This is a genomic window from Sulfuriferula sp. GW1 (genome assembly GCF_047300855.1).
Lineage (GTDB): Bacteria > Pseudomonadota > Gammaproteobacteria > Burkholderiales > Sulfuriferulaceae > Sulfuriferula.
In genome coordinates, this window is sequence record NZ_CP170197.1 from 721,646 (window position 1) to 744,558 (window position 22,913).

At 58.1% G+C, this 22,913-nt stretch carries 24 protein-coding genes and 1 pseudogene; 13 read left to right on the plus strand and 12 right to left on the minus strand.

The features are described 5' to 3' along the window. The first annotated feature begins 94 nt into the window (after positions 1-94). From ACFDAU_RS03655 to lplT, 5 genes are all read left to right on the plus strand, one after another. Positions 95-694, plus strand: coding sequence for a peroxiredoxin (locus tag ACFDAU_RS03655; RefSeq protein WP_413438669.1), 600 nt, complete (start codon positions 95-97; stop codon positions 692-694). Positions 695-817: 123 nt separating this feature from the next. Continuing rightward, positions 818-1,147 (plus strand): ArsR/SmtB family transcription factor, encoded by a 330-nt coding sequence (locus tag ACFDAU_RS03660; RefSeq protein ID WP_413438670.1) that lies wholly within the window; start codon positions 818-820, stop codon positions 1,145-1,147. 20 nt (positions 1,148-1,167) lie between these two features. Beyond that, positions 1,168-3,288: a bifunctional acyl-ACP--phospholipid O-acyltransferase/long-chain-fatty-acid--ACP ligase gene (gene aas / locus ACFDAU_RS03665; protein ID WP_413439496.1), complete on the plus strand. Its 2,121-nt coding sequence runs from the start codon at positions 1,168-1,170 to the stop codon at positions 3,286-3,288. Continuing rightward, the gene (locus ACFDAU_RS03670) at positions 3,288-4,523 is read left to right on the plus strand and encodes an amidohydrolase family protein (protein WP_413438671.1); all 1,236 of its coding nucleotides are present in this window, start codon (positions 3,288-3,290) and stop codon (positions 4,521-4,523) included. The genes aas and ACFDAU_RS03670 overlap by 1 nt, the downstream gene beginning before the upstream one ends. Next, positions 4,520-5,719, plus strand: a complete 1,200-nt coding sequence (gene lplT / locus ACFDAU_RS03675) for a lysophospholipid transporter LplT (RefSeq protein ID WP_413438672.1) — start codon at positions 4,520-4,522, stop codon at positions 5,717-5,719. Before ACFDAU_RS03670 ends, lplT begins: the two co-directional genes overlap by 4 nt. A gap of 13 nt (positions 5,720-5,732) precedes the next feature. On the opposite strand, the gene ACFDAU_RS03680 is transcribed toward lplT, so the two are convergent. Next, positions 5,733-6,482 (minus strand): RES family NAD+ phosphorylase, encoded by a 750-nt coding sequence (locus tag ACFDAU_RS03680; RefSeq protein WP_413438673.1) that lies wholly within the window; start codon positions 6,480-6,482, stop codon positions 5,733-5,735. Beyond that, a complete protein-coding gene (locus tag ACFDAU_RS03685; protein WP_413438674.1) occupies positions 6,483-6,842 on the minus strand; it encodes an MbcA/ParS/Xre antitoxin family protein in 360 nt (119 codons plus the stop codon). A 345-nt stretch (positions 6,843-7,187) separates the two neighbouring features. Here ACFDAU_RS03685 and ACFDAU_RS03690 point away from each other — a divergent pair, with 345 nt between their 5' ends. Beyond that, entirely contained in the window at positions 7,188-7,886 is a 699-nt protein-coding gene (locus ACFDAU_RS03690; RefSeq protein ID WP_413438675.1) for a homing endonuclease associated repeat-containing protein, read from the plus strand. A gap of 58 nt (positions 7,887-7,944) precedes the next feature. Here the strand turns inward: ACFDAU_RS03690 and ACFDAU_RS03695 are convergent, their stop codons facing one another. Then, complete coding sequence (locus tag ACFDAU_RS03695; protein WP_413438676.1) at positions 7,945-9,630, minus strand: glutamine--tRNA ligase/YqeY domain fusion protein; 1,686 nt, start codon at positions 9,628-9,630, stop codon at positions 7,945-7,947. A 60-nt stretch (positions 9,631-9,690) separates the two neighbouring features. Between ACFDAU_RS03695 and ACFDAU_RS03700 the strand changes: the two genes are divergently transcribed. Further along, positions 9,691-10,779: a TRAP transporter substrate-binding protein gene (locus ACFDAU_RS03700; RefSeq protein WP_413438677.1), complete on the plus strand. Its 1,089-nt coding sequence runs from the start codon at positions 9,691-9,693 to the stop codon at positions 10,777-10,779. Between the two features lie 179 nt (positions 10,780-10,958). Here the strand turns inward: ACFDAU_RS03700 and ACFDAU_RS03705 are convergent, their stop codons facing one another. The 3 genes from ACFDAU_RS03705 to hemN form a co-directional block, all read right to left on the minus strand. Next, a complete protein-coding gene (locus tag ACFDAU_RS03705) occupies positions 10,959-11,525 on the minus strand; it encodes a TlpA family protein disulfide reductase (RefSeq protein ID WP_413438678.1) in 567 nt (188 codons plus the stop codon). 6 nt (positions 11,526-11,531) lie between these two features. After that, positions 11,532-12,359, minus strand: a complete 828-nt coding sequence (locus ACFDAU_RS03710) for a TlpA family protein disulfide reductase (protein WP_413438679.1) — start codon at positions 12,357-12,359, stop codon at positions 11,532-11,534. 175 nt (positions 12,360-12,534) lie between these two features. After that, positions 12,535-13,905, minus strand: a complete 1,371-nt coding sequence (gene hemN / locus ACFDAU_RS03715; protein ID WP_413438680.1) for an oxygen-independent coproporphyrinogen III oxidase — start codon at positions 13,903-13,905, stop codon at positions 12,535-12,537. A gap of 213 nt (positions 13,906-14,118) precedes the next feature. Between hemN and ACFDAU_RS03720 the strand changes: the two genes are divergently transcribed. From ACFDAU_RS03720 to ACFDAU_RS03740, 5 genes are all read left to right on the plus strand, one after another. Then, positions 14,119-14,433, plus strand: coding sequence for a hypothetical protein (locus ACFDAU_RS03720; RefSeq protein ID WP_413438681.1), 315 nt, complete (start codon positions 14,119-14,121; stop codon positions 14,431-14,433). Between the two features lie 76 nt (positions 14,434-14,509). After that, positions 14,510-16,861 carry a TonB-dependent receptor gene (locus ACFDAU_RS03725; RefSeq protein WP_413438682.1) on the plus strand — a complete coding sequence of 784 codons (2,352 nt, stop codon included), beginning with the start codon at positions 14,510-14,512 and terminating at the stop codon, positions 16,859-16,861. A gap of 223 nt (positions 16,862-17,084) precedes the next feature. After that, positions 17,085-17,738 (plus strand): MotA/TolQ/ExbB proton channel family protein, encoded by a 654-nt coding sequence (locus ACFDAU_RS03730; RefSeq protein ID WP_124704973.1) that lies wholly within the window; start codon positions 17,085-17,087, stop codon positions 17,736-17,738. Then, a complete protein-coding gene (locus tag ACFDAU_RS03735) occupies positions 17,735-18,136 on the plus strand; it encodes an ExbD/TolR family protein (RefSeq protein ID WP_413438683.1) in 402 nt (133 codons plus the stop codon). Before ACFDAU_RS03730 ends, ACFDAU_RS03735 begins: the two co-directional genes overlap by 4 nt. Beyond that, positions 18,129-18,860 carry an energy transducer TonB gene (locus ACFDAU_RS03740; RefSeq protein WP_413438684.1) on the plus strand — a complete coding sequence of 244 codons (732 nt, stop codon included), beginning with the start codon at positions 18,129-18,131 and terminating at the stop codon, positions 18,858-18,860. Before ACFDAU_RS03735 ends, ACFDAU_RS03740 begins: the two co-directional genes overlap by 8 nt. Positions 18,861-18,988: 128 nt before the next feature. On the opposite strand, the gene ACFDAU_RS03745 is transcribed toward ACFDAU_RS03740, so the two are convergent. Beyond that, the gene (locus ACFDAU_RS03745; RefSeq protein WP_413438685.1) at positions 18,989-19,366 is read right to left on the minus strand and encodes a hypothetical protein; all 378 of its coding nucleotides are present in this window, start codon (positions 19,364-19,366) and stop codon (positions 18,989-18,991) included. Beyond that, positions 19,359-19,844, minus strand: a complete 486-nt coding sequence (locus ACFDAU_RS03750; protein ID WP_413439497.1) for a transposase — start codon at positions 19,842-19,844, stop codon at positions 19,359-19,361. The genes ACFDAU_RS03745 and ACFDAU_RS03750 overlap by 8 nt, the downstream gene beginning before the upstream one ends. A gap of 289 nt (positions 19,845-20,133) precedes the next feature. Between ACFDAU_RS03750 and ACFDAU_RS03755 the strand changes: the two genes are divergently transcribed. Next, on the plus strand, positions 20,134-20,820 hold the full coding sequence (locus ACFDAU_RS03755) for an IS110 family transposase (protein ID WP_413438686.1): 687 nt from the start codon (positions 20,134-20,136) through the stop codon (positions 20,818-20,820). Positions 20,821-20,826: 6 nt separating this feature from the next. On the opposite strand, the pseudogene ACFDAU_RS03760 reads toward ACFDAU_RS03755, so the two are convergent. The 4 genes and pseudogenes from ACFDAU_RS03760 to ACFDAU_RS03775 form a co-directional block, all read right to left on the minus strand. Further along, positions 20,827-21,144 (minus strand): annotated as a pseudogene (locus ACFDAU_RS03760) (IS3 family transposase); the annotation flags it as partial. Positions 21,145-21,251: 107 nt separating this feature from the next. Next, the gene (locus ACFDAU_RS03765; protein ID WP_413439498.1) at positions 21,252-21,731 is read right to left on the minus strand and encodes a pilin; all 480 of its coding nucleotides are present in this window, start codon (positions 21,729-21,731) and stop codon (positions 21,252-21,254) included. A 450-nt stretch (positions 21,732-22,181) separates the two neighbouring features. Then, the gene (locus tag ACFDAU_RS03770; protein ID WP_413438687.1) at positions 22,182-22,397 is read right to left on the minus strand and encodes a hypothetical protein; all 216 of its coding nucleotides are present in this window, start codon (positions 22,395-22,397) and stop codon (positions 22,182-22,184) included. A 53-nt stretch (positions 22,398-22,450) separates the two neighbouring features. Continuing rightward, on the minus strand, positions 22,451-22,708 hold the full coding sequence (locus ACFDAU_RS03775; protein WP_413438688.1) for a type II toxin-antitoxin system prevent-host-death family antitoxin: 258 nt from the start codon (positions 22,706-22,708) through the stop codon (positions 22,451-22,453). Positions 22,709-22,913: the final 205 nt, after the last annotated feature.

Genomic DNA, 22,913 nt, shown 5'->3' on the forward strand with positions numbered 1-22,913 from the left:
TAATTCTTAAGTAAAATTGACAGTTGGCCCTGCACTGGCTAGATTGAAAAAGCCTCAAGCAGAGGCAGAGTTTTTATCACAACAGGAGTTTTTCATGGCAGTTCTCGTCGGCAAAGCCGCACCCGATTTCACCGCAACCGCCGTATTGGGCGACAATGAAATCAAGGACATCACCTTTTCCGAATTCACCCAGGGCAAATATGTCGTACTGTTTTTCTACCCGCTCGACTTCACCTTTGTGTGCCCGTCCGAACTGATCGCTTTCGATAATCGCCTGGAAGAATTCAACCAGCGCGGTGTGCAAGTCATTGGCGCCTCGATCGATTCCGAATATACCCACCTTGCGTGGAAAAACACCCCGGTCAATAAAGGCGGCATCGGCCAGGTGAAATATCCATTGCTGGCCGACATCAAACACGACATTTGCCGCGCCTACGATGTGGAACTGAACGGTGGCGTGGCGCTACGCGGCTCGTTCCTGATCGACCGCTCCGGCATCGTGCGCCACCAGGTGGTAAACGATTTGCCGCTGGGGCGCGACGTCGACGAAATGCTGCGCATGATAGACGCGCTGCAATTCACCGAAGAGCACGGCGAAGTGTGCCCGGCAGGCTGGCAAAAGGGCAAGGCCGGCATGGGTGCCTCGCCGGAAGGCGTAGCCAAGTATCTGGCCGAGCACGCTGAATCGTTGTAAACAAGCTCGGTATTAAATTGAAAACGGCCATCCCGCGGGATGGCCGTTTTCGTTTGAGTATCCGAGGCTGTGCATGGGTAGTGAGTATCTTGTGTAGAAATAATTGTTGACACACATAACTACATGAGTAAACATATAGACATGTATACCGATCTCATTCAGGCATTACCAGACGAATGGAAAGATGTTTCCGGCATGTTTGTCGCGCTCGGCGACGAACAGCGGCAACGTATCCTGCTCACATTCCAGCCCGGGGAGCGGCTCAATGTGACGCAGATTGTGACTGCATCCACGCTTAGTCGCACGGCTGTGTCGCACCACCTCAAGATACTGCGCCAGGCCGGGGCATTGCAAAGCGAAAAGATAGGCAAGGAAGTGTACTTCTGGGTCGACAAAAAAAATATCGCCGCTACCCTGCAGCGTGTGCTGGATTACGTCAAAAACAATAGTTGAACAGCGACAAAAGGGGAGAGATTTTGAAAACGTTATTGCGCCTGTTGTGCAGGATACTGTTTCGGGTTGAAATTCACGGTGGCGCCAATCTGCCGGAAACCGGAAAACTGCTGATCATCGCCAACCATGAATCGTTTCTGGATGGTTTGCTGCTGGGGCTTTTTCTGCCTATTCGCGCAACCTTTGTGGTGCACACCACAGTGCTGAACAACCCGGTTTTCCGCTTGTTATTAGCGCGTGTGCCGCATCTGGCGGTGGATCCAACCAGCCCGCTGGCGATGAAGAAGGTCATCCGGCTGCTGGAGGCAGGTGAGCCGGTGGTGATTTTCCCGGAAGGCCGAATCACCATGACCGGCAGTCTGATGAAAGTCTATGACGGTCCGGGATTTGTTGCCGCCAAGACCGGCGCCACCATACTTCCGGTACGGCTGGACGGGGCGGCACGCTCCTACTTCAGCCGACTGTCGGGCAATCACCCGCGCAGCATTTTTCCAAAAATCACCCTATCCATTCTGCCCACAACCTCCATCGCCATGCCCGCTGCGCCCAGCGCAAAATTGCGTCGCCGCATGGCGGGAGAAGCGATGCGCCGCGTGATGCAGGAAATGCTGTTCGCCTCGCAGCCCGTGCAAACCCTGTTCAGCGCCTTGCTCGACGCAATCAAGATTCATGGACGCGGCACGCGCTTGCTGGAAGACATGCAGCAGAGGGAAGAGACCTACGGCCAGCTACTGAAAAAAAGTTTGGCATTGGGGCGTCTGGTTGGCAAGGTCAGCGCTGTCGGTGAGAACGTAGGGGTGCTGCTGCCAAACGTCACCAATACCATTTGTCTGATTTTTGGCATGAGCGCCATGCGGCGTATACCCGCCATGCTGAACTATACGGCCGGTAGTGCCGGGATGCAGAACGCCTGCATCGCAGCCGGGGTGCATACCATCATTACATCACGTCAATTCGTGGCGGCCGCCAAACTGGCACCTGCCCTGGCAGGCCTGGAAAATCTCAATATTGTTTATCTGGAAGACCTGCGTACGCAGTTCAGTCTGTGGGACAAGATATGGCTGATGGGTTTTGCCCGCTGGATGCCTGCTCTGGCTGTGCAGCAAGGGCAAGCAGACGATCCTGCGGTCGTGCTGTTCACTTCCGGATCGGAAGGCAAACCCAAAGGCGTGGTGCATACGCATCGCGGCATCCTGTCCAATATCGCTCAGATTCGAGCGGTGATCGACTTCTCGCCTTCCGACAAATTCATGATCTCGCTACCGCTGTTTCATGCCTTTGGATTCACGTGCGGGGGCATCATGCCATTGGTGACGGGTTCCAGAATGTTCCTTTATCCATCGCCATTGCACTATCGCATCATCCCCGAGATCATTTACGACCGTGGCTGCACGGTGCTGTTCGGCACCAGCACCTTTCTCGGCAACTATGCCCGATTCGCCCATCCTTACGATTTCTACAAGCTGCGTTACGTCGTGGCCGGGGCGGAAAAGCTCAACGAAGAAGTGCGCAAGACATGGATGGAGAAATTCGGCATCCGCATCCTGGAAGGCTATGGCGCCACCGAATGCGCGCCGGTGCTGGCGGTCAATACGCCGATGGCCTGCCGCGCCGGCACGGTTGGCCCGCTGCTGCCCGGCCTGGAATCCAGGATGGAAAGCGTACCCGGCATTGCACAGGGCGGCCTGCTCAGCGTGCGCGGCCCCAATGTGATGCAAGGCTATTACCTGTTCGATAACCCCGGTGTGCTGAAGCCGCCGGCAGACGGCTGGTACAGCACCGGTGATGTAGTGGAGATCGATGCGGACGGCTTCGTGCGCATTCTGGGCCGCGTCAAGCGCTTCGCCAAGATTGCCGGAGAAATGGTGTCGCTGGAAGTGGTGGAGCAGATCGCCAATCTTGCATCGCCGGACTGTCAACACGCTGCGACCACGCAAGTTGATCCGCAGCGCGGCGAAAATATCCTGCTGTTTACCACGGATGCAGTACTTGGCCGCGAAGCTTTGCTCAGCGCCGCGCGGCAACTGGGCAGCCCGGAACTGGCCGTAGCCCGCAAGATCATGCAGGTGGCTGAATTGCCGCTGCTGGGCACGGGAAAAATCGACTATGTCACGCTGAAACAGATGGCGGAAGCCGCGTAATGAAGCGCCGTGAATTTTTGGGTACGTTGGGTGCGTTAGGCTTGGGTGCTGCGGGCGTGGGCGCATGGAAATATTGGCCGGAACAGGGATTCACCAACCCATGTCTCGCCGGCCTGCCGGAAGCTGTCGCGTACCATCCGCTGATGCGCTCGGTATGGGCAGGGCTGGACCCGGCGCAAGTATGGGATAGCCATGTTCACCTGGTAGGTGAAGGAGATGCAGGCAATGGCGCATGGTTCAGCCCGGACATGAACAGCTTGGGGCATCCGTTGCTGCGCTTGCAGAAATCGTTTTATATGAACGCGGCCTGCGTCAATGAAGCTCCCGGCAAGCTCGGCACCAGCTATGTTGCCAGAATGCTGCAGCAGATTGAAAGCCTGCCGGCAGGCTACAAAGCCCTGTTGTTCGCTTTCGATCTGTTTCATGACGAAGCCGGCAAGGCCGACAAGCAACGCTCCATTTTCTACATTTCCAACCACTATGCGGCGCAGGTTGCGCACGCCCATCCCGCAGCTTTCGAGTGGGCGGCATCCATCCACCCGTACCGGGCCGATTGTGTAGAGGCACTGCAATCGGCACTGCGTGAAGGCGCGCGGGCCGTCAAATGGCTGCCCTCGGCCATGGGTATTGATCCCCTCTCATCACGCTGCGACCGGTTTTACGAAGCACTGGCAGGGGCGGATATGCCCATCATCAGCCATGCCGGGCGCGAACTGGCGGTGCTGGGCGGCAATCAGGATTTCGGCAATCCATTGCGCTTGCGCCGGGCGATGGATCACGGCGTACGGGTAGTCGTCGCCCACTGCGCCTCCGATGGCAACGACCAGGATATCGATCAAGGCCCGAATGGCCCGCGCGTGCGCAGTTATGAACTGTTCGCCCGCATGATGGACGAGCCGCGCTACGCGGATAAGCTGCATGCCGATATTTCTGCGCTGACCCAGCTCAATCGGGCCTGGGCGCTCAAGGCCGTATTGCAGCGAGACGACTGGCATCCGCGCCTGCTCAATGGTTCCGATTATCCCTTGCCCGGCGTCATGCCGTTGTTCTCTGCGACCGACATGGCGAATAGGGGTTTGCTCGATCCCGCCGCAGTGCCGGTGTTGCTGGAAGTCAGGGCGTACAATCCGCTGCTGTTCGATTTTGCGCTGAAACGTTTGCTGCACTCGGGGCTGCATCAATTCCCTGCCAGCGTATTCGAGACACGTCGTTTTTTTGAAAGGAAGTCCGCATGACCATTCCGAACTTCAAGGGTGGTAGCCTGTTTTCGCGCGGCATGATTGCGGTGCTGGCTGCGCAATTTCTTTCGGCGCTGGCGGATAATGCGCTGCTGTTTGCCGCCATCGCGCTGCTTAAATCGCAACAGGCGGCAACGTGGCAAACCCCGCTGCTGCAGGAAGCCTTCGTGCTTGCCTTCATCCTGCTCGCTCCATTTGTCGGGCCGTTTGCCGATTACATTCCCAAGGGCCGCGCCATGCTGCTGGCCAACGCCATGAAACTGATCGGCGCTGCCATGATGCTGTCCGGCGCACACCCGCTGCTGGCTTATAGCCTGGTCGGAATCGGCGCGGCAGCTTACTCGCCGGCCAAATACGGCATCCTGCGCGACCTGGTCAGCGTCGACAAACTGGTCAAGGCCAACAGCCTGATCGAAGGCTCGACCATCGTCGCTATTCTGCTCGGTGCAGTGCTGGGCGGCATGCTGGCGGACTGGTCGGTGCAGGGCGCGCTGACCAGCGTGGTCGGCGTCTACCTGTTGGCGGCGCTGTCCAACCTGCTGATTCCTCGCCTTCCGGCAGAGCATCCGCTGACGCAGCTCTCGCCTGTCGTACTGGTAAAGGATTTCGCCCGTGCATTGCGTACCCTGATACGCAACCGCGACGCACGTTTTTCGCTGCTCGGGACCAGCATATTCTGGGGTGCGGGCAGCACCTTGCGCTTTTTGCTGGTGGCGTGGGTACCGGTCGCCCTGCTCATCACTGACAACACGGTGCCCGCCACCCTGAGCGGTGTCGTCGCCATTGGCATCGCTCTCGGCGCTGCCGCTGCTGCGCGCTTCGTCAATTTGCATAACGTCAATCGCGCGCTCCCCGCCGGTATCGCCATCGGTCTGCTGATCATGTTATTTGCACATGTCACCAGCATGCCAGCCACCATAGCCATGCTGATCCTGATCGGTGCCTGTGGCGGGTTTTACGTGGTGCCGCTCAATGCTTTACTGCAGGAGCGCGGCCACGAAACCGTCGGCGCCGGTCACGCCATTGCCGTGCAGAATTTTTTCGAGAACCTGACCATGCTGCTGATGATAGGCGTGTACGTGCTGCTGATTAAATCGGGCATCTCAGTTGTCACAGCGGCAACCGGATTCGGCGCACTGGTACTGGTAGGGATAGGATTTCTGGCTTGGTGGCGGCTGGCACGCAGCGAATGAAATTGGCTAAACCTTAATTCGCCGCCTGTGGCAACTTGCCCGCTATCAGGAACATATCGATGGGAAATGTATGCAGGGCGCGGTTGTGAGCGGCATGAAAGCTGACGCGTTCGCCGGTCAGTTCGCATAACCAGGCTTCCTGGAACACGGGTTTACTCCCATTCAGTGCACGCGGTGTATACAGCGCCACATTGACGCCACCATCCGGGTCGCGTGCCGAAACATATTCGAATGCCTCAATCCCCGCCGCGCGCATACTGGCACCGAGCGCCTGGCTTGCGCCATAGTCCGACGGGCTGCTCAACACATCCCGATGCGCTGCAAACGGCGCGGCCTGGAGTTGCAGCCCCTTGTCGGTCCGGTATTCCGCGCCAAACAAAGTGTGTTGGGTATCCAGCTTGCCCGCAGGCGGCGTGACCATGCCGTACCAGAACAGGAACCGGTAATACGCGGCTTCTGCCAGCACCGTGGCGGGTTTCAACGCCCCATAAAACAGGCTGGGTGCGCTGCGTGTACCAAAGCGCGAGCCATGCTTCAGCGGCGGATAACGAAACGGTGTTGCCAGCAGATAATCCAGGCGTTCGGTCCCTGGGCGCAAACGCGGCTTGGTTGACTCCAGCAGGTCTTCCAGCACCGCCTGGCGGTCGAGCGAACTGACCAGTTGATTGGTCGCCACCTGCTCCTGGCTTTCCACCAGGCGCAGTAACTCGCCAGAAAGCCGCAGCGGTCTGGTTTCCGCCAGACATGCATCCCAGTCAATCACTTACAGCTTGCCCCGCATGGCATCCAGATATTCCAGCACGGTGGTAAGCCCTTGTACGGTTTTGACCTGCTCGCCCGGAATCCCGCCCGTATGCAGGTTTTCGGTCTGCATCCAGTGCCGCATCTGCTCGGGGTTGCCGCCAACCAGCACATACAGCGCGCGGTAACAGCGGATGAACAGCAGCGCCAGTTCCCCCGCCTTGCTGCCTGGGTCGATGCCGCCCCGGCTGATGGCGGTGCGGTTCTTGCCAATGATCTCGCCCAGGTCAGCCTGACTCATGCCCAAATGCTTGCCGGCATTGGTCAAGGCTTCGGACAGTACACTGGATTGATCGATGTTGGGTGCGAGTGCCAGGTTCATGGGGTGCTCCTGATTCAGTACAAGAATTATTGTCAATTTAGCACATTTTATGTGTTATTTGTTTAATTTGCACAAAATAACAGGTTTAACGAACTCCAATGACAAAGAGCACAGATTAAGCGTCAACAGCTACAGTCAGCCATCTCTCCGGTCTATACACACACGAGCAAAAAAAGAACTTGCCGCCGGGCAACCCCTGCCTGACTGTCAGAATTATAGGTCAGACCAAAATGAGCGACAGCCATATTGGTAACAAACAAAGGATAGTAGCGAATCATTGCTTTAGACGACTTGGAGGGCTAAAGTCAGTGCCGTCTATAATTAAATCAGGTAAGTCAAGGCAAAATGAAGTTTGAATTAGAAGAAAGTCTCAGAGGCGCTCCGGACGAGGAACTGTTGGCAGACCTGCGTCGCAGCGCCAAAGCACTTAGCCGAGAGACAATCACAATGGCCGAATACGAAGAAGTAGGAAAAAGCCATCCAAGTACAATTCAACGAAGATTTGGATCATGGCGTAAGGCATTGGAACTGGCCGGCCTGCAACCTAGCAGGTCAAAAATAGGAATCACCGATGATGAACTCTTCGAAAACATTAAGGCACTCTGGATAAGCCTTGGACGCCAACCAAGATACAACGAGGTAAAAACACCTAGTTCCCAGTTCTCAGCCAGAACATATGAAAACCGATTCGGCTCATGGTCAAAGGCACTTGGCGGGTTTGTTGCTTGGGTCAATTCTGACCCCCAAGATCGGCCTCAACAAAACGTAGCGGGGGAGCAAAGTGCAGCAGATTCAACAGTGCAAACTTCCTTGGCAAAGCGCCGTACTCGTCGGGAAATATCAGATCGTCAAAGATTTCGAATCCTAGTAAGAGATGGCTTTCGATGCAAAGCTTGTGGCGCAAGTCCATTAATGCAGTCAGGCGTTGAATTGCACGTTGATCATATTTTGCCTTGGTCAAAAGGTGGCGAGACAACCGATGACAATCTTGAAAGTAAGTGTAAACAATGCAACCTTGGCAAGGGAAACGCATTTAATGTCTAGCAATCATATATGGAAGACATGCTAAAGCGTGGCCAGACCAAGCCCAGAACAATGCCACCTATCCCTGCTTTCCCCAAGAATCCTTCAGCGTAACGGTACGGTTGAATACCGGCTTGCCCGGCTGGCTGTCCACCCGGTCGGCTACGAAATAGCCGTGGCGCTCGAACTGAAAGCTGTCCTCGGCTGACGCGTTCCTGAGCGACGGTTCCAGGCAGGCGCTGATCAACGTCTTGGAATCCGGATTGAGGTCGAGCCGGTAATCCCGATCCCCGGCGCCGGGATTGGCGGCGGCGAACAGGCGGTCGTACAGGCGCACTTCGGCCTGATAGGCGTGGGCGACGGAGACCCAGTGGATATTGCCCTTGACCTTGACGCTGTCCGAACCCGGCGTGCCGGATTTGGTGTCGGGCAGGTAGGTGCAGTGCACTGCGGTGATGTGGCCGTCGGCGTCCTTGTCGCAGCCGGTACATTCGACCACATAGCCGTAACGCAAGCGTACCTTATTACCGGGGAACAGGCGGAAATAGCCCTTGGACGGCGTCTCCATGAAGTCCTCGCGCTCGATCCACAGTTCGCGCGACAGCGGCACGGCCCGCTTGCCGAGCTCGGGTTTGAGCGGGTGGTTGGGCGCGAAGCAGTCTTCGCTCTGTCCTTCCGGGTAATTATCAATCACCAACTTGAGCGGATTGAGCACCGCGATGCGGCGTTCGGCGGCGATATTCAAATCCTCGCGCATGCAGTCTTCCAGCACGCTCATGTCGATCCACGAATCCGCCTTGGACACGCCGATGCGGTCGGTGAACAGGCGGAAACCCGCTGCGGTAAAGCCGCGTCGGCGCGCGCCCACCAGCGTCGGCATGCGCGGGTCGTCCCAGCCATCGACATGACCGCCTTCCACCAGATCGATCAGCTTGCGCTTGGACAGCACCACATAAGTGAGGTTGAGACGCGAGAATTCGATCTGCTGCGGGTGCCAGCCGATCAGCGGCTGCAGCTGGTCGAGCACCCAGTCGTACAGCGGGCGATGGTCCTCGAATTCCAGCGTGCACACGGAGTGGGTGATATGCTCGAGTGCGTCGGATACGCAGTGGGTGTAATCGTACAACGGATAGATGCACCATTCGTTGCCGGTGCGGTGATGCTCGGCGTGGCGGATGCGGTAGATCACCGGATCGCGTAAATTGAAATTGGGCGAGGCCATGTCGATTTTTGCACGCAGCACATGCGCGCCGTCGGCGAATTCACCTGCTTTCATGCGCCGGAACAGGTCGAGATTTTCTGCCACGCTGCGCTCGCGGTAGGGGCTGTTCTCGCCCGGTTCGATGTGACTGCCGCGCAGCGCGCGCATTTCTTCGGCGCTCAGGCTGTCCACATAGGCCAGATCCTGCTCGATCAGGTATTCGGCGAAGGTGTAGAGTTTGGCGAAATAATCCGAGGCGAAATATTGATGCTCGCCCCAGTCGAAACCCAGCCAGCGCACTGCATCGAGAATGGAGTCCACATACTCCTGCTCTTCTTTTTCCGGATTGGTGTCGTCGAAGCGCAGGTGGCACACGCCGTTGTAATCGCGCGCCAAGCCGAAATTCAGGCAGATGGATTTGGCGTGGCCATAATGCAGATAGCCGTTCGGCTCCGGCGGAAAACGCGTGGCGACGCGGCCGCCCCATTTGTCGCTGGCGATGTCGTCGGCAATAATGTTGCGGATGAAATTGGTCGCGGGGATTTTTTCGGCTGGTTCGGACATGTTCGAAGGTTCGGGAGTTTGGTCTTTATAATTTTACCCGCTAAACACGGGAGGATAACAATGAAACGACGCGATTTTCTGAAGGGTGCAGGCGGGATGGGTCTGGCAGGCGGTGCGGCGCTTGCTGCGCTACCAACGCAGGCGGCCGATTCGCCCGTCATAAAATGGCGCATGGCGTCCAGTTTTCCCAAGAGCCTGGATACCATTTACGGCGCAGCAGAACTGCTGTCCAGGCGCGTATCCGCACTCACCAACGGCAAATTCGAGATTCGCGTATTCGCCGGCGGCGAGCTGGTGCCCGGCCTGCAGGTGCTGGATGCGGTGCAGAACGGCACGGTGGAATGCGGCCATTCGGCGAGCTACTACTACGTGGGCAAAAACATGGCGTTTGCTTTCGACTGCGCGTTGCCGTTCGGCCTCACCGCACGCCAGCAAAACGCCTGGATGTATTCCGGCGGCGGTATTGCGCTGATGCGCGATTTCTTCAAAGGCTACAATATCATCCAGTTTCCCGGCGGCAATACCGGCACCCAGATGGGCGGCTGGTTCCGCCACGAGATCAGGTCACTGGCTGACCTCAAGGGACTGAAAATGCGCATTCCCGGACTCGGCGGCAAGATCATGGCACGGCTCGGCGCGGTGCCGCAGACGCTGGCCGGCGCCGACATCTATCCGGCGCTGGAACGCGGTGCGCTCGACGCTGCCGAGTGGGTGGGGCCTTATGACGACGAAAAACTCGGCTTCTACAAAATCGCGAAAAATTACTACTATCCGGGCTGGTGGGAAGGCGGCCCGCAGCTGTCGTTCATGGTCAACCTGCAAAAATGGAATGCGCTGCCCGAACAATACCGGCAGGCGTTCGAAGTCGCTGCGGTGGAAGCCAACATGGCCATGCTGGCGCGCTACGATACCGTCAATGCTCCCGCCCTGATGCGTCTGGTGCAGAACGGCGTCAAGCTGCACGCCTTCCCCAAGGATGTCATGCTCGCCGCGCGCGCTGCGGCGTTTGCACTCTACGACGAGGAATCCGCCCGGAACCCGGCGTTCAGGACCATCTACAGCGAATGGAAAAAATTCCGCGACAGCGAAATCCAGTGGTTCAAGGTGGCTGAAGCGCCGTATGAGAATTTTCTCTATTACATGAAGTAAGGCAATTACGCCGCTGCCGACCGAAGGGTGCTAAAGGCAAAAGGCAAAAGGCAAAAGGCAAAAGGCAAAAGTTAAGCGCCATCCATAATCAGGGGATCATCATGTGCAAAGTGCGACGCAAAGCGGGATTATCGAATTCCGTCAAAACAGTTCATTGAGTACGCCATTGCTGGTGAAATTCAGTGCGCACGCAACCGGTCTAATTTGTGCGCCAGTGCAGCCGCCGATAGCTCACCCAGATGGGTATCGACCAGCCGTCCATTCGCGTCGTAGAACAGTGTGATGGGTAACATCATCGAGCCGGCCACAGTACCCAGCCGGGTGTCTCGATCAAGCATGACATTAGTCAGATCAAGCTGGCCGGCGGACAGATAGCGCTGCACGGTTGTCGCGTTTTCACCCTGATTGGCAAAGACAAAGCTCACCCCGGTTTCGCGTTGTTGCGCGGCGGCGAGCATCGGCATTTCGTGTCGGCACGGCGGGCACCAGCTTGCCCAAAGATTGACGACCATGGGTTTGCCGTCGGCCAGCGCGGCCAGGTTAGTCGATTCGCCCGATAGCATCGTCGCCTGTATTTCAGACAGCGCCGGGTTATCCAGCAGGCGCAGACCGCCCAGTATCCCCTGCCATGCCAGCACCAGTAACAGCAACGTCAGAATGGTCCGTTTACGTGTCGACAAACCGTGCCAGACTCGGCGCATCGTGCCCGGTATTGCCGCAATAGACGCCAGGGGATTCTTGATCATCGGGTCTCAATCTCTGCCCGACGCGCCGGCGGGAGTGCGCAACGGGTCCAATTTGGACGCCAGCGAAGCAGCGGACAGCTCACCCAGGTGGTTATCGACCAGCCGTCCATTGGCGTCATAGAACAGGGTGGTGGGCAACGCGCCCGAGCCGACTTCACGCCCGAGCGCCGCGCCCGGATCGAGCAGCACATTGGCGAGATTGAGTTGACCTGCGCTGAGGTAGCGTTGCGCCGCCGCCCTATCCTCACCCTGATTGACGAACACGAAACGGACCCCGGTTTCGCGTTGTTGCGCAGCGGCGAGCACCGGCATTTCGCGCCGGCACGGCGGGCACCAGCTCGCCCACAGATTGACGACCATGGGTTTGCCGTCGGCCAGCGCAGCAAGGCTGGTCGGCGCTCCGGCAAGCGTCGTCAATGCCAGCCTGGGCAGCGCCGGCCGTTCAGTCGTGCGCAGTGCACCGAACAGCGCGCCCCACACCAGCGCGCCTGCCGTCAGCCCCAGCAGCAGCGGTTTGCGCAGTGCCGGCTGACGCCAGCCGCGCCAGATTGCCACCAGCAGCGCCGCCGCCACCCCGGCCCAGGGCGTGAAACCGCCGTCGCGGATATCGAGCATCGACCAGGGGCTGCTGCGGTACGCGTCGAACCAGAGGGCGACAAAGGCGATGCGCGCCACGATCGCCCCGGCGATCAGCATGTCGCTCAGGGTATTGACGATCCCGGTTTGCTGGCGCCGCCCAACCAGGTGGCCTACGCCAGCCGCCACCAGCCCGGCTGCCAGCAACAGCAGTACAGTGCCCGATAATGCGAACGGACCTACATTCATGGATAGCATGTTCAGTTTTTCCTTGCCTGTGCCAGACGGACGAAGAATTCGTCTGCTGACCCTGTATACGTAGTGGTGGTTTATCCAGACTTATCCGCGAGAAAACTTTCGCCGGTAACCCGCGCTAATGCCGGCCTTCTGCGCTCGCAGCGGTTTTTTCGAAGCTGATACGCCAGGCTGGCGCCTACACAGTACGCGAGTAGCGCGGGGCGGCACCCTCCGTCTGGTGCAGATAAGCGTCGAACGCCATGGCGATATTGCGCAGAAAAATCCGCCCGGCTTCGGTCACGCGTACCTTTTCGGGGGTGAGCTCGACCAGCCCATCTGCGGACAGATCCTGCAGATCCGTCAGGCTCTGCGCAAAGTAGGTGTCGAAATCCAGCCCCCATGCGTGGGCGAATGCCGCCTTGTCCAGTTCCATGTCGCACATGATGCGGGTGATGGCATCGCGGCGGATTTTGTCGTCCTGGCTGATGCGCAGGCCGCGCTCGATGGGCAGGCTGCCTTGCGCCACGCTGGCGTGATAGTCCGCTAGGCGCTTGAAATTTTGCGCGTAAACTTCGTCGGTCTGGCTGATGGCCGATGCGCCGAAGGCCAGGATGTCGCAGTCGCGGTGCGTGGTGTAGCCCTGAAAGTTGCGCCATAGAGTTTTCTGCTGTTGGGCGCGCACCAGTTCATCGTCGTGTTTGGCAAAATGATCCATGCCGATATAAACATAACCCGCCTCGGACAGACGGCGCTGGATCAACTCCTGCAGGCTGATACGGGTGGCGAAATCAGGCAGATCCGGCTCCTGAATGAGCTTCTGGTGTTTTTTGAGCCAGGGCACGTGCGCATAACCGAATACCGCCAGCCGGTCGGGGGACATGGCGAGGATTTCATCCAGCGTGGCGTTGAAGCTGGCCAAGGTCTGGTGCGGCAATCCCACCATCAAGTCCATGTTGATGCTGTTGAAACCCTCACTGCGCATCCAGCCATACACCTGCTGGATCAGCGCCAGCGGTTGCAGCCGGTTCACCGCGCGCTGCACGCGCTCGTCGAGGTCTTGCACCCCCAGGCTGATGCGATTGAAACCCGCCTGTTTGAGGGCCTGTACGTGCTCGCGGGAGAGTTCGCGCGGATCGACTTCACACCCGGCCTCTGCGTCATCGGTCACCTGGAAATGGCTGCGCAGATGCTGCGACAGACGCAGGATATCGGCGGGCTTGAGGTAGGTGGGCGTGCCGCCGCCCCAGTGGATCTGGCGTACCACGCGCCCGCCGCCGGCTGCCTTGGCGCTGCGTTCGATTTCGTCGAACAGCACGTCAAGATAGGCGGTCGCTTTGGTGTAATCCTGCGTCGCCACCATGTTGCAGCCGCAGTAGTAGCACAGGCTGTCGCAGAACGGGATATGCACGTAAAGCGAGAGATCGCGTCCGCTGGCCTGGGAGCGCGCCAACTCGGCGCGCCAGTCGGCCTCGCTGAAAGCCGTGCTGAAATAGGGCGCGGTAGGGTAGGAGGTATAGCGTGGGCCGGGCTTGCTGTACTTTTCCAGAAGTGCAAAGGATGCCTGCATGGTCAACTCCGATTTCTGCTGAAAGATTCGATTTCTGAATGCTGCTGTAATCAACAGTATTGTAGCCGTTTATCCATGACCATCCGTTTTATGCAGCGCCGAAATTTTTTGGCGAATGCTGAACTTGTCGAAACGCATCCGGTCTCCTGAGTGCATTCCCCCTTCAGTAAAATTGTATTTGATCCGAACCCGGCACCCCTTTATAGTTAGCCCATGCAATCCACCAGCAAGCTAAAACCCGCCAGGTTACGCCTGCGCAGCGCACTGAATTTTTTTCTGGCCGTGTTGCTCAGCCTGCAGCTTGTCGCGCTGACTCAGCATCATCATGACCTGAGCACCCAGCAGGATGACTGCCCTGCATGTAATCTTGCTACCCATTTCTCGGGTGGTACACCCATGATTGCGGCTGTGCTGCCGATGGTGGCGCTTATCCTTGCCTACTGGATTGCGGCGCAACCGGTACGTGTTGTTTATCCTGTTCTGCGCCGCCACGTCCGTCCCCCTTCTCACGCCCCTCCATTAGCCTGATCCACTGTTTTTAAGTATGTAACGCGCGCGCCTGGCAGCGTGCGCGTGTGGCATTTTGCTTACTGGAGTCAGGCTTATGAATATTCGTTTATCCCGCATGGGCGCGGCGTTTGCGCTCGCATTTGCGGTCATCGCACCGGCGCGCGCGGCTGCCATTCAACCCGGACAGATTGAAGGCCGGGTCAATGACACGCTGGGGCATGCCGTCGCTGCAGCCTCGATCAAGCTGCAATCGCCCGACGGCAAAACTCAGGGTGTCACGCAAAGCGACGCGCAAGGCCATTTCAGTTTCTCCCGGCTGGCGCCCGGCATTTATGCGGTGGTGGTGGACAAGGCCAACTTCCAGACCGGCACCGACATCGTCACGCTGAGCGCCGATGCGGGAAAATCCAGCACCATTACCCTGGCCAGCACGCAGGCGCTGGAAGTCAAGGTGACGGCGCGCAAACGGGAGCGTCCGCGCAACGGCATCGCAGTGGATACCGGCAGCAGTAATTACCGCATCAGCGCCAAGGATGTGGCCGCGCTGCCGCAAGGCGCCAGCACGCCGCTCAACCAGGTGTTGTTGCAGGCGCCCGGCGTGGCGCAGGATTCTTACGGCCAGCTGCATATTCGCGGCGACCACGGCAACGTGCAGTACCGCATCAACGACATCATCATGCCGGAGGCCATCACCGGCTTTGGCCAGTCGCTGGATACGCGCTTTGCCGAGAGCATCAATCTGCTCACCGGTGCGTTGCCGGCGCAATATGGCGACCGCACCGCCGGCGTGGTGGATATCCATACCAAAAGCGGCGAGTTCGATAACGGCGGACGCATCGGCGTGACCGTGGGCAGCCACAACACGCGCGAGCTGTCGGGCGAAGTGAGCGGGCACAATGGCAAGCTGAATTACTACCTGAATGCCTCGGCCCTCAAAAACGATCTCGGCATTGAAAACCCCACCGCCTCGACCAGCGCCATCCACGACACCACACACCAGAACAAGGGCTTCGGCTACTTCTCCTACCTGCTCAGTGATAGTGCAAAACTGAGCCTGATTCTGGGCAGTTCCGACAACAAGTTCCAGATTCCCAATGTGCCCGGCCAGACGCCGAATTACACGCTGAACGGCGTCACCAGTTATCCGTCCGCCAGCCTCGACGAGCGCCAGCGCGAAACCACGCGCTACGGCATCCTTGCGCTGCAAGGCACGCTGGGCGATCAATTCGATTACCAGGTTGCGGCGTTCAGCCGTTATTCGAAGGTGTTGTTCGAGCCGGACACCACCGGCGATCTCCTCTACACCGGTGTTGCCTCGCGCGTGCTGCGTACCAGCCAGGCCAACGGGCTGCAAGCCGACGGCAGTTATCATCTGAACTCCCGGCACACCCTGCGCAGCGGTGTGTTCTTCAGCCAGGAGCACCTCGATAACAACAATGACGTGCTCACCTTCCCGGCCGACAGCGCCGGCAACCAGACCAGCACCACGCCCTTCGGCTTTACCGACAACAACAGCAAAACCGCCAATCTGTACGGCGTCTACGCGCAGGACGAATGGAAAGCCAGCGACAAGCTCACCATCAATTACGGCGCGCGCTTTGACCAGGTGGACGCCTACGTCACCGGCCACCAGTTGAGTCCGCGCCTCGGTGCGGTGTATCAGATCGATCCGGAGACCACCTTGCATGCGGGTTATGCGCGCTACTTTACGCCACCGCCCAACGAGCTGATCAGCGGCCAGACCGTGGCGAGCTTCCAGGGCACCACCAATGCGCCGCCGGGCACGCAGAACGATGCGGTCAAATCCGAATCATCTGACTACTTCGATATCGGCCTCAGCCACCAGCTCACGCCGCACCTCACGCTGGGGCTGGACAGCTATTACAAAACGGTGAAAAACATGCTGGACGAAGGCCAGTTCGGCTCGGCGCTGCTGTATACGCCGTTCAATTACCGCCAGGGCAGGATATACGGCGCCGAGCTGACCGCCAATTACCGCAAGGATAATTTCTCGGCCTACCTCAATCTCGCCCACTCCACCGCACTGGGCAGGGGCATCAACTCGGCCCAGTACAATTTCGATGTGGCCGAACTGGCCTACATCGCCAACAACTGGGTGCATCTGGATCACGACCAGCGCATCACCGCCTCGCTCGGCACTGCGTATCGCTGGCGCGACACCACCTACAGCGCCGACGCGATCTATGGCAGCGGCCTGCGCAACGGCTTTGCCAACACCGGGCATCTGCCCGCGTATGTCCAGGTCAACGTTGCTGCCGCGCATACCTTCAATACAGCTCAACTGGGCAAACTCGAAGGCCGCGTGAGCATCCTCAACCTGTTCGACCAAAGCTACCAGATCCGCGACGGCAGCGGTATCGGCGTGGGTGCCCCGCAGTATGGTCCGCGTCGCGCGGTCTACTTTAGCCTCGACAAGTTTTTTTGATTGATCCTAAAAATGGCAGTTAGCCACAGAGAAAAACAATGCATTGGTGGTTTTCCGGATTTGTCCGTCAAGGGGAAAAAACGATTTTCCTCAAAGCCTGCGACACACTCTGTGGCCTCTGTGTTCTCTGTGGCTTCAACTGCTTTTCTCGATTGGTACCAACAAGCAGCGGTAACGCCGTATTTGCTTGAATACGGCTTGGAATAACTCAGGAGATACCTTCATGCAAGACTTACACGAAAGCTGGATCGCCATCAAACTCGGTGGCGTCATGATTTTTCCGCTGTCACTGCTGGCCGTGCTGGCACTCGCCATCATGCTCGAAAAAGCGGTGCTGTACTGGCGCTACGCGCGCCTCTCCGGCGAGCTGCTCGACCTGGTGGAAACCTACGGATTCGCCTGGGAGACGCTGGAGCACAAGCTGACTGCGCTCAACCAGCGCAATTATTTCCGGCGTTTTTTCAGCGTGGTGCTAGCCAACCGCAGCCGTCCGGCGTGGTGGACGGAATCGCGCGCCGCCGACGAGGCGCAACTGATCGAAACCGCGCTGTCGCGCCGTCTGTGGGTGCTGGAAACCATCGTCACCGCAGCGCCGCTGCTCGGGCTGATGGGCACCATCGGCGGCATGATGCACGCTTTTCAGCTGATCGGCGGCGCTGGCCTGGTCAACCCCACCGGCGTGACCGGCGGCGTGGCGCAAGCGCTGATCGCCACCGCTGTGGGCCTGCTCATCGCGCTGATTTCGCTGTTCGGCTTCAACTATTTTTCGCGCCTGCAGGCGCAAACCATGGATGAAATGGAGCGCCTCGGCACGCGCCTGATCGACCATATCCGCCTGGACGAGCAGGAACATGGGCCGGCAGGAGCACGGCCATGAAGCTGCGCAAAGCCAGAGTCCAGCGCAAGGGGCGCATCGAAATCATCCCGATGATCGACGTGATGTTTTTTCTGCTGGCGACGTTCATGCTGGCGTCCCTGTCCATGCAGAGCCTCAACTCGCTCAAGGTCAACCTGCCGCAGGGCAAGGCCGAGCGCCTGAGTACCGAAACCCCGGTGACGCTGTCGGTCACCGCCGACGGCAAGCTCTTCATCAACCGCGCGCCGGTCAGCCTATCCACACTTGCCGCCACGCTGAAGCCACTGATGCGCAGCAGCGCGGAAAACATCGTGGTTTCGGCAGACAGCAAAGCCCCGCAAGGCGTGGTGGTGCAAGCCATGCTGCAGGCGCGCGCGGCAGGTGCGCAACATTTCCTGATTGCCGTGGCACATGAATAGCGTCACTGTTATTGCGCCAGTCCGGCCAATCAACCCGTGGTGGCCGCTGCCCATGGCGCTCGTGCTGTGGGCGTTGATGCTGTGGGGGTTCGGTTTTTTTTTCGCTGCGCCCGCCAGGGTAGCGAGCATCCCTCCTGCTCCGATAGACGCACGCATCATAGAGTTGCCGCCACCGCCCTTACCGCCAAAACTCCAGCCCAAGCCGGTGGTTAAAGCGGAGAAAGTGGCACGCCCTGTCCCGGTGCGACCCACTCCGCAACCAGTGCAAACGCCGCCGCCCGCGCCGAAAGCTGCATTGCCCACGCCACCCGTACCCCAGCCACCACCGCCCCAAGCCGAACCAGCCCCCGTTCCGCCGCCCAAACCTGAACCCAGCCCCAGCCCCAGCCCCAGCCCCAGCCCCAGCCCCAGCCCCAGCCCCAGCCCCAGCCCCAGCCCCGGCCAGGGCGGCACCCAGCAAATGGGCGCACGCGCGCTGTACCAACCCAAACCGAAACTGCCGGAAGACCTGCGCGATGAAACCATCCATACCGTGCTGGTGGCACGCTTCCATATCAAGCCCGACGGCAGCGCAACGGTTGAGTTGACCCAACCCGCCCCCAACCCGCGCGTCAATCAGCTGATTTTGAGCACCCTCAAAACCTGGCGCTTCTTCCCGGCAATCCAGGCCGGCAAACCGGTGGCTTCGGTACAGGACGTGAAAGTGGCGATTGATGTGGAGTAATGCGGACTATGCGCGGCGCATTCAGCTAAATAGTGGCTCTGTTCAGTAGTGAAGCCCGTAGAAGCGGCATCTTGGTGCTTTGTTTCAGCCAAGCGGCGGGATGCCGCTTCCACCCAAGCTTCGGTGGGTCAGGCCTTGCCTTTTTCTTTCTCTGTTTCCAACGCTCCTACAATGCGGCTTACTCTCGACACTGACAGACCCGCCTCTTGTGCTATCGCGCTCATGGTGTGCACACCGGTTATATGCGCCAGCGCGATGGCTTCATTGCGAGGATGGCTGCTGAAAAAATGCGCGAGATTCTCTGGCCAGGATCGTCGCTGAACGCTCGGCACATCGGCCGCGCTGGCCTGCTCAGGCGCTAACAGTGCTTGCATGCGCGTCATGAACGCGTCGTCGCCCAAGTATATCTGCCCCTTGAGCGTATCGTCCCACAGACGCACATTCTTACCCTGCGCCACCAGCGTGACATAGCGGCTGGCTGCCAGTGCACAGTCACTGTCAGACACCGCATCGTACCCCAGCAGATAGCCATGCACCGCCGATGTGTCCAGCTAGGCCGGAGCCGCCGTCAGGCCTGTATGCACGGTAGCTGCTCCACGGCCATTGTGCCGGATCAGCTACCATCGCCGCACGCACCGGATTCAGGTCCACATACCGGCACACCTCCAGCAAATAGGCGTCACGATCGACCAGAATCGCCTTGAAGCGCCCCTGGAACAAATGCCCCACCTTGGCATGTCGGCGGTTGCAAGCCTGGGTATAGATCCCGTTGATCTGACGCATCAGTGCCGACAAATTGGGTTGGCGTGTATGCAGCGCCAGATGGTAGTGATTGCCCATCAGGCAAAAAGCCAGCGCGCAAGCATCAAAACGCCTGAGTGCCAGCGCAACGACACCCACAAACGCCTGACGATCAGCGGCATCCTCAAAAATCGGCTCCGCCTGTTGCCACGCGACGTGACGTGATACACCGCGCCGGGAAATTCAATACGCAAAGGCCTAGCCATGTGGGGCATGCTAATGGGTGAGTTGGCAAAAGGCAAGGCCTCGTATCCTTCTCCTGCCGAGCTTGAAAGCCCTGGGAGTAAACTTTCCGACGTGATCGAGCAGGCTGAGTCGGGAGACATCGGCAAGACTTAAGGTCAGCCTTTCGGGGCCAAACCTGTGGGTCAGATAGGTGCCCCGGCTCATTTCTCGTTTCTCAAAACCGAACGGTAACTTGGGCCAGCGCGGCAACAGCGCGCCAGAGCCTGCATACGAGGAAGGTAAAACGATGAACGCAGCCGCGCACGTCATCTCGGTATATGCCGGAATTGATGTCTCGAAACGTAAGCTGGATTGCGCCGTCCTGTTAAACGGCAAGATCAAATCCAAAGTAGTCGGTAACGACCGATCAGGCTTTACCCTGCTGAATGCCTGGTTGCAAGAACGCAGCGCGGCCACCGACAGCACCCATCTGTGCATGGAAGCCACCGGCCCTTACAGCGAGCAGGCCGCCTTGGCGCTGATTGATTTCGGCTGGACCGTCAGCGTCGTCAATCCTGCCCGCATCAAAGGCTTTGCCCAAAGCGAGCTGGCGCGCAACAAGACCGACCGGGCAGACGCGGCCTTGTTGGCGCGCTTCTGTGCCGCCATGCACCCCAGCGTGTGGACGCCGCCGGGCCCGGCCTATCGGCAACTGTGCGCCATGGTCGAACGGCTGCAAGCCCTGAAGGACATGCATCAACAGGAAATCAACCGGCTGGAAGCGCATCACGCCAGCGGCGAGACCACTGTTCTGCCCAACATTGAAAGCCACATCATCTGGCTCGACAAACAGATCGCCCAACTGCAACGCGAGATTAACGACCATATCGACGGCCACCCGGAACTGAAGCAGGATGCCGAGTTGATTGCCAGCATTCCCGGCATGGGCGAAGCCACCGTGGCAAAGCTGCTGGCTTATGCGGGGGATGTTTGACCACTACACATCCAGCATGGCTTCAAACAAGCGCGCCTTCTCGTTGGCCTGTTTGAGTTGAACTTCCAGTTCCTTGATCCGTTGATCGGGCGTAAGCGGTAACAGTTTAGCGCTCATTGATCAGTCTTTGGGAAGGGAAGGTGACAGATTATTCCAATCCAGCCGGCCGTGCTTGCGTAGCCAGATTAAAACCGTTGACCGTCCCTGGATGCCATAGCGATATTGAGCTTGTTTGTAGCTCAAGCTCATTTCGACTTGGTCTACTACGCTCAATTTAAAAGCCAGTGTGTAATCCCGTTGACTCCTTCTTTCCCTCGATTCCATTTGACACTCCTTTCGTCATCGCAAAAAGTGTCAACTTATTTCAGGACGGGTCATCCCCTAGTAAAAAGCCGCCAAAAAGGCGGCCTTTTACGCAGGCAGCTAACAGCTTAGCAGAATGGGCCACCTGCAGCGGTAAGGCAAGTGCTTGCTGGATCTCTTACCCAGGAAATAGCATTAGAAGTTCCTGCTGCCCCTACAGTGCCATTCAATATATAGGTCAGGCCATTCAAGGTTGCATCATTAGAGTTGGCAATCATTGTAATTGTAGCGGTTGTAGCGGTTGTACCCGTTACTCCAGAGCCAATGCCTACACTGGTAGCGTTTCCGCCGACAGCGGTGGTAAGTGGAGGAACACCATTTGCACCTGCAGTACAATTGGTAAGAGTGCCTTGTTCTTGAGCGCAAACCTCTACCGCAAGTTTGATAGAAGAAGCGCCTTGGACGATTTCTGAAAATCTGGCTTTACGTGTGTAGTTCTGATAGCTAGGAATCGCTATAGCGGCCAAAATTCCAATAATGGCTACGACGATCATCAATTCGATCAGCGTGAAGCCTGCTTGAGATTTATTGATGCGAATGTCGGACATGTTCATGTTAAGTCTCCTGAGTGGTTGAGCGAACAAAACACCTTTAGTGTTTGAATGGGTAGTCGCAACGGCTGTGCCAGCTTGATTTTGTGCTAGGCAGTTTTTTGTAGAGGTTGCTGAAAGGCTGTTGGCTATACAAAAATATCCTTGTTTATTAAATGTTTAATCTATTTTCATGGCGCATTAAATTTTTATTTCAGGCGTGCGCAGCGTCGTAATTTATGGTCAACGCAGTGATGATCCAAGGCGGAAAGTGACGTTTTGCGGCAGGGTTGATATGGGCAGGGCGGTAAATGAGTGGGTGTTTCCTATGGGTCATTCATTCCACGGATTCACTACCACCAACCCAGGAAACTCAAAATCTTTCCCAGTGCGCGTTACCAGCCCCAGGTCATGATGCAGCGCTGTGGCGGCAAGCAGGCTATCGACAGCGGACAGGGGGCGGCTGCTTCAGCCAGCAGACGGCCCCAGCGGGCGGTCGGCAACGGAAGCGTTCACCGGCAATAAATGATTGCTGAACCAGGCAGGCAGGTCGTTCTCCAGCCATAGTCGTAATCTTTCACGACGCGCCACATCGGATAATTTTTCCATATCTTTGCGCAACTCTCCCAGGGTCAGGACGCTCAAGTACAGCGCGGAATCCGGTAGAGCATCGAACCATTCCACTACGCGTGGCTCTGGTCCCGCCCGGACGAGCTCGGAAATGACGTTAATGTCGATCAGATAACTCGAAGACCTACCTCGCGGGCGGAGGAAGCATCCCGCTCAAGCTCGAGTTCCACGCCGTGCAGTGGCGATTCGCGCAGGAAGGTGGTGAAGCTGGGCTTGGGTCGGGTCAGTCGTTCGTAATCAGCGTGAGACAACACCACCGCCGCAGCGAGACCGCACAGGGAAATATCCTGGGGCCCTTCGTTAAGGGCTTTCTGAATCACCTCGCTCAAACGGGCTTTGGCTTCTTGCAGTTGCCAGGCTTGCATGATATTTACTCCTGATAATAACTAGTCGCACTAGTCATCGTAAGGTTGCTGGGATGGTTTATCAAGCATTCATCCGCGTAAGGTGTAAGGCGTCAATAAGCGTCGCGCATTGCCGGGTGAGACGGACACACAGGATCAAGACTGACGGAAGGAAGCGCTGCTGACATAAAGCAAAAAGGCCACGTTTTCACGTGGCCTTTTTGCT

What these genes read in the sequence shown, in the direction of transcription:
- ACFDAU_RS03655 (WP_413438669.1), top strand. Translation starts at nt 95, where the DNA reads ATGGCAGTTCTCGTCGGCAAAGCCGCACCCGATTTCACCGCAACCGCC.
- ACFDAU_RS03660 (WP_413438670.1), top strand. Translation starts at nt 818, where the DNA reads ATGAGTAAACATATAGACATGTATACCGATCTCATTCAGGCATTACCA.
- ACFDAU_RS03670 (WP_413438671.1), top strand. Translation starts at nt 3,288, where the DNA reads ATGAAGCGCCGTGAATTTTTGGGTACGTTGGGTGCGTTAGGCTTGGGT.
- lplT (WP_413438672.1), top strand. Translation starts at nt 4,520, where the DNA reads ATGACCATTCCGAACTTCAAGGGTGGTAGCCTGTTTTCGCGCGGCATG.
- ACFDAU_RS03685 (WP_413438674.1), bottom strand. Translation starts at nt 6,842, where the DNA reads ATGAACCTGGCACTCGCACCCAACATCGATCAATCCAGTGTACTGTCC.
- ACFDAU_RS03690 (WP_413438675.1), top strand. Translation starts at nt 7,188, where the DNA reads ATGAAGTTTGAATTAGAAGAAAGTCTCAGAGGCGCTCCGGACGAGGAA.
- ACFDAU_RS03695 (WP_413438676.1), bottom strand. Translation starts at nt 9,630, where the DNA reads ATGTCCGAACCAGCCGAAAAAATCCCCGCGACCAATTTCATCCGCAAC.
- ACFDAU_RS03700 (WP_413438677.1), top strand. Translation starts at nt 9,691, where the DNA reads ATGAAACGACGCGATTTTCTGAAGGGTGCAGGCGGGATGGGTCTGGCA.
- ACFDAU_RS03705 (WP_413438678.1), bottom strand. Translation starts at nt 11,525, where the DNA reads ATGATCAAGAATCCCCTGGCGTCTATTGCGGCAATACCGGGCACGATG.
- ACFDAU_RS03710 (WP_413438679.1), bottom strand. Translation starts at nt 12,359, where the DNA reads ATGCTATCCATGAATGTAGGTCCGTTCGCATTATCGGGCACTGTACTG.
- hemN (WP_413438680.1), bottom strand. Translation starts at nt 13,905, where the DNA reads ATGCAGGCATCCTTTGCACTTCTGGAAAAGTACAGCAAGCCCGGCCCA.
- ACFDAU_RS03720 (WP_413438681.1), top strand. Translation starts at nt 14,119, where the DNA reads ATGCAATCCACCAGCAAGCTAAAACCCGCCAGGTTACGCCTGCGCAGC.
- ACFDAU_RS03725 (WP_413438682.1), top strand. Translation starts at nt 14,510, where the DNA reads ATGAATATTCGTTTATCCCGCATGGGCGCGGCGTTTGCGCTCGCATTT.
- ACFDAU_RS03730 (WP_124704973.1), top strand. Translation starts at nt 17,085, where the DNA reads ATGCAAGACTTACACGAAAGCTGGATCGCCATCAAACTCGGTGGCGTC.
- ACFDAU_RS03735 (WP_413438683.1), top strand. Translation starts at nt 17,735, where the DNA reads ATGAAGCTGCGCAAAGCCAGAGTCCAGCGCAAGGGGCGCATCGAAATC.
- ACFDAU_RS03740 (WP_413438684.1), top strand. Translation starts at nt 18,129, where the DNA reads ATGAATAGCGTCACTGTTATTGCGCCAGTCCGGCCAATCAACCCGTGG.
- ACFDAU_RS03755 (WP_413438686.1), top strand. Translation starts at nt 20,134, where the DNA reads ATGAACGCAGCCGCGCACGTCATCTCGGTATATGCCGGAATTGATGTC.
- ACFDAU_RS03765 (WP_413439498.1), bottom strand. Translation starts at nt 21,731, where the DNA reads ATGTCCGACATTCGCATCAATAAATCTCAAGCAGGCTTCACGCTGATC.
- ACFDAU_RS03775 (WP_413438688.1), bottom strand. Translation starts at nt 22,708, where the DNA reads ATGCAAGCCTGGCAACTGCAAGAAGCCAAAGCCCGTTTGAGCGAGGTG.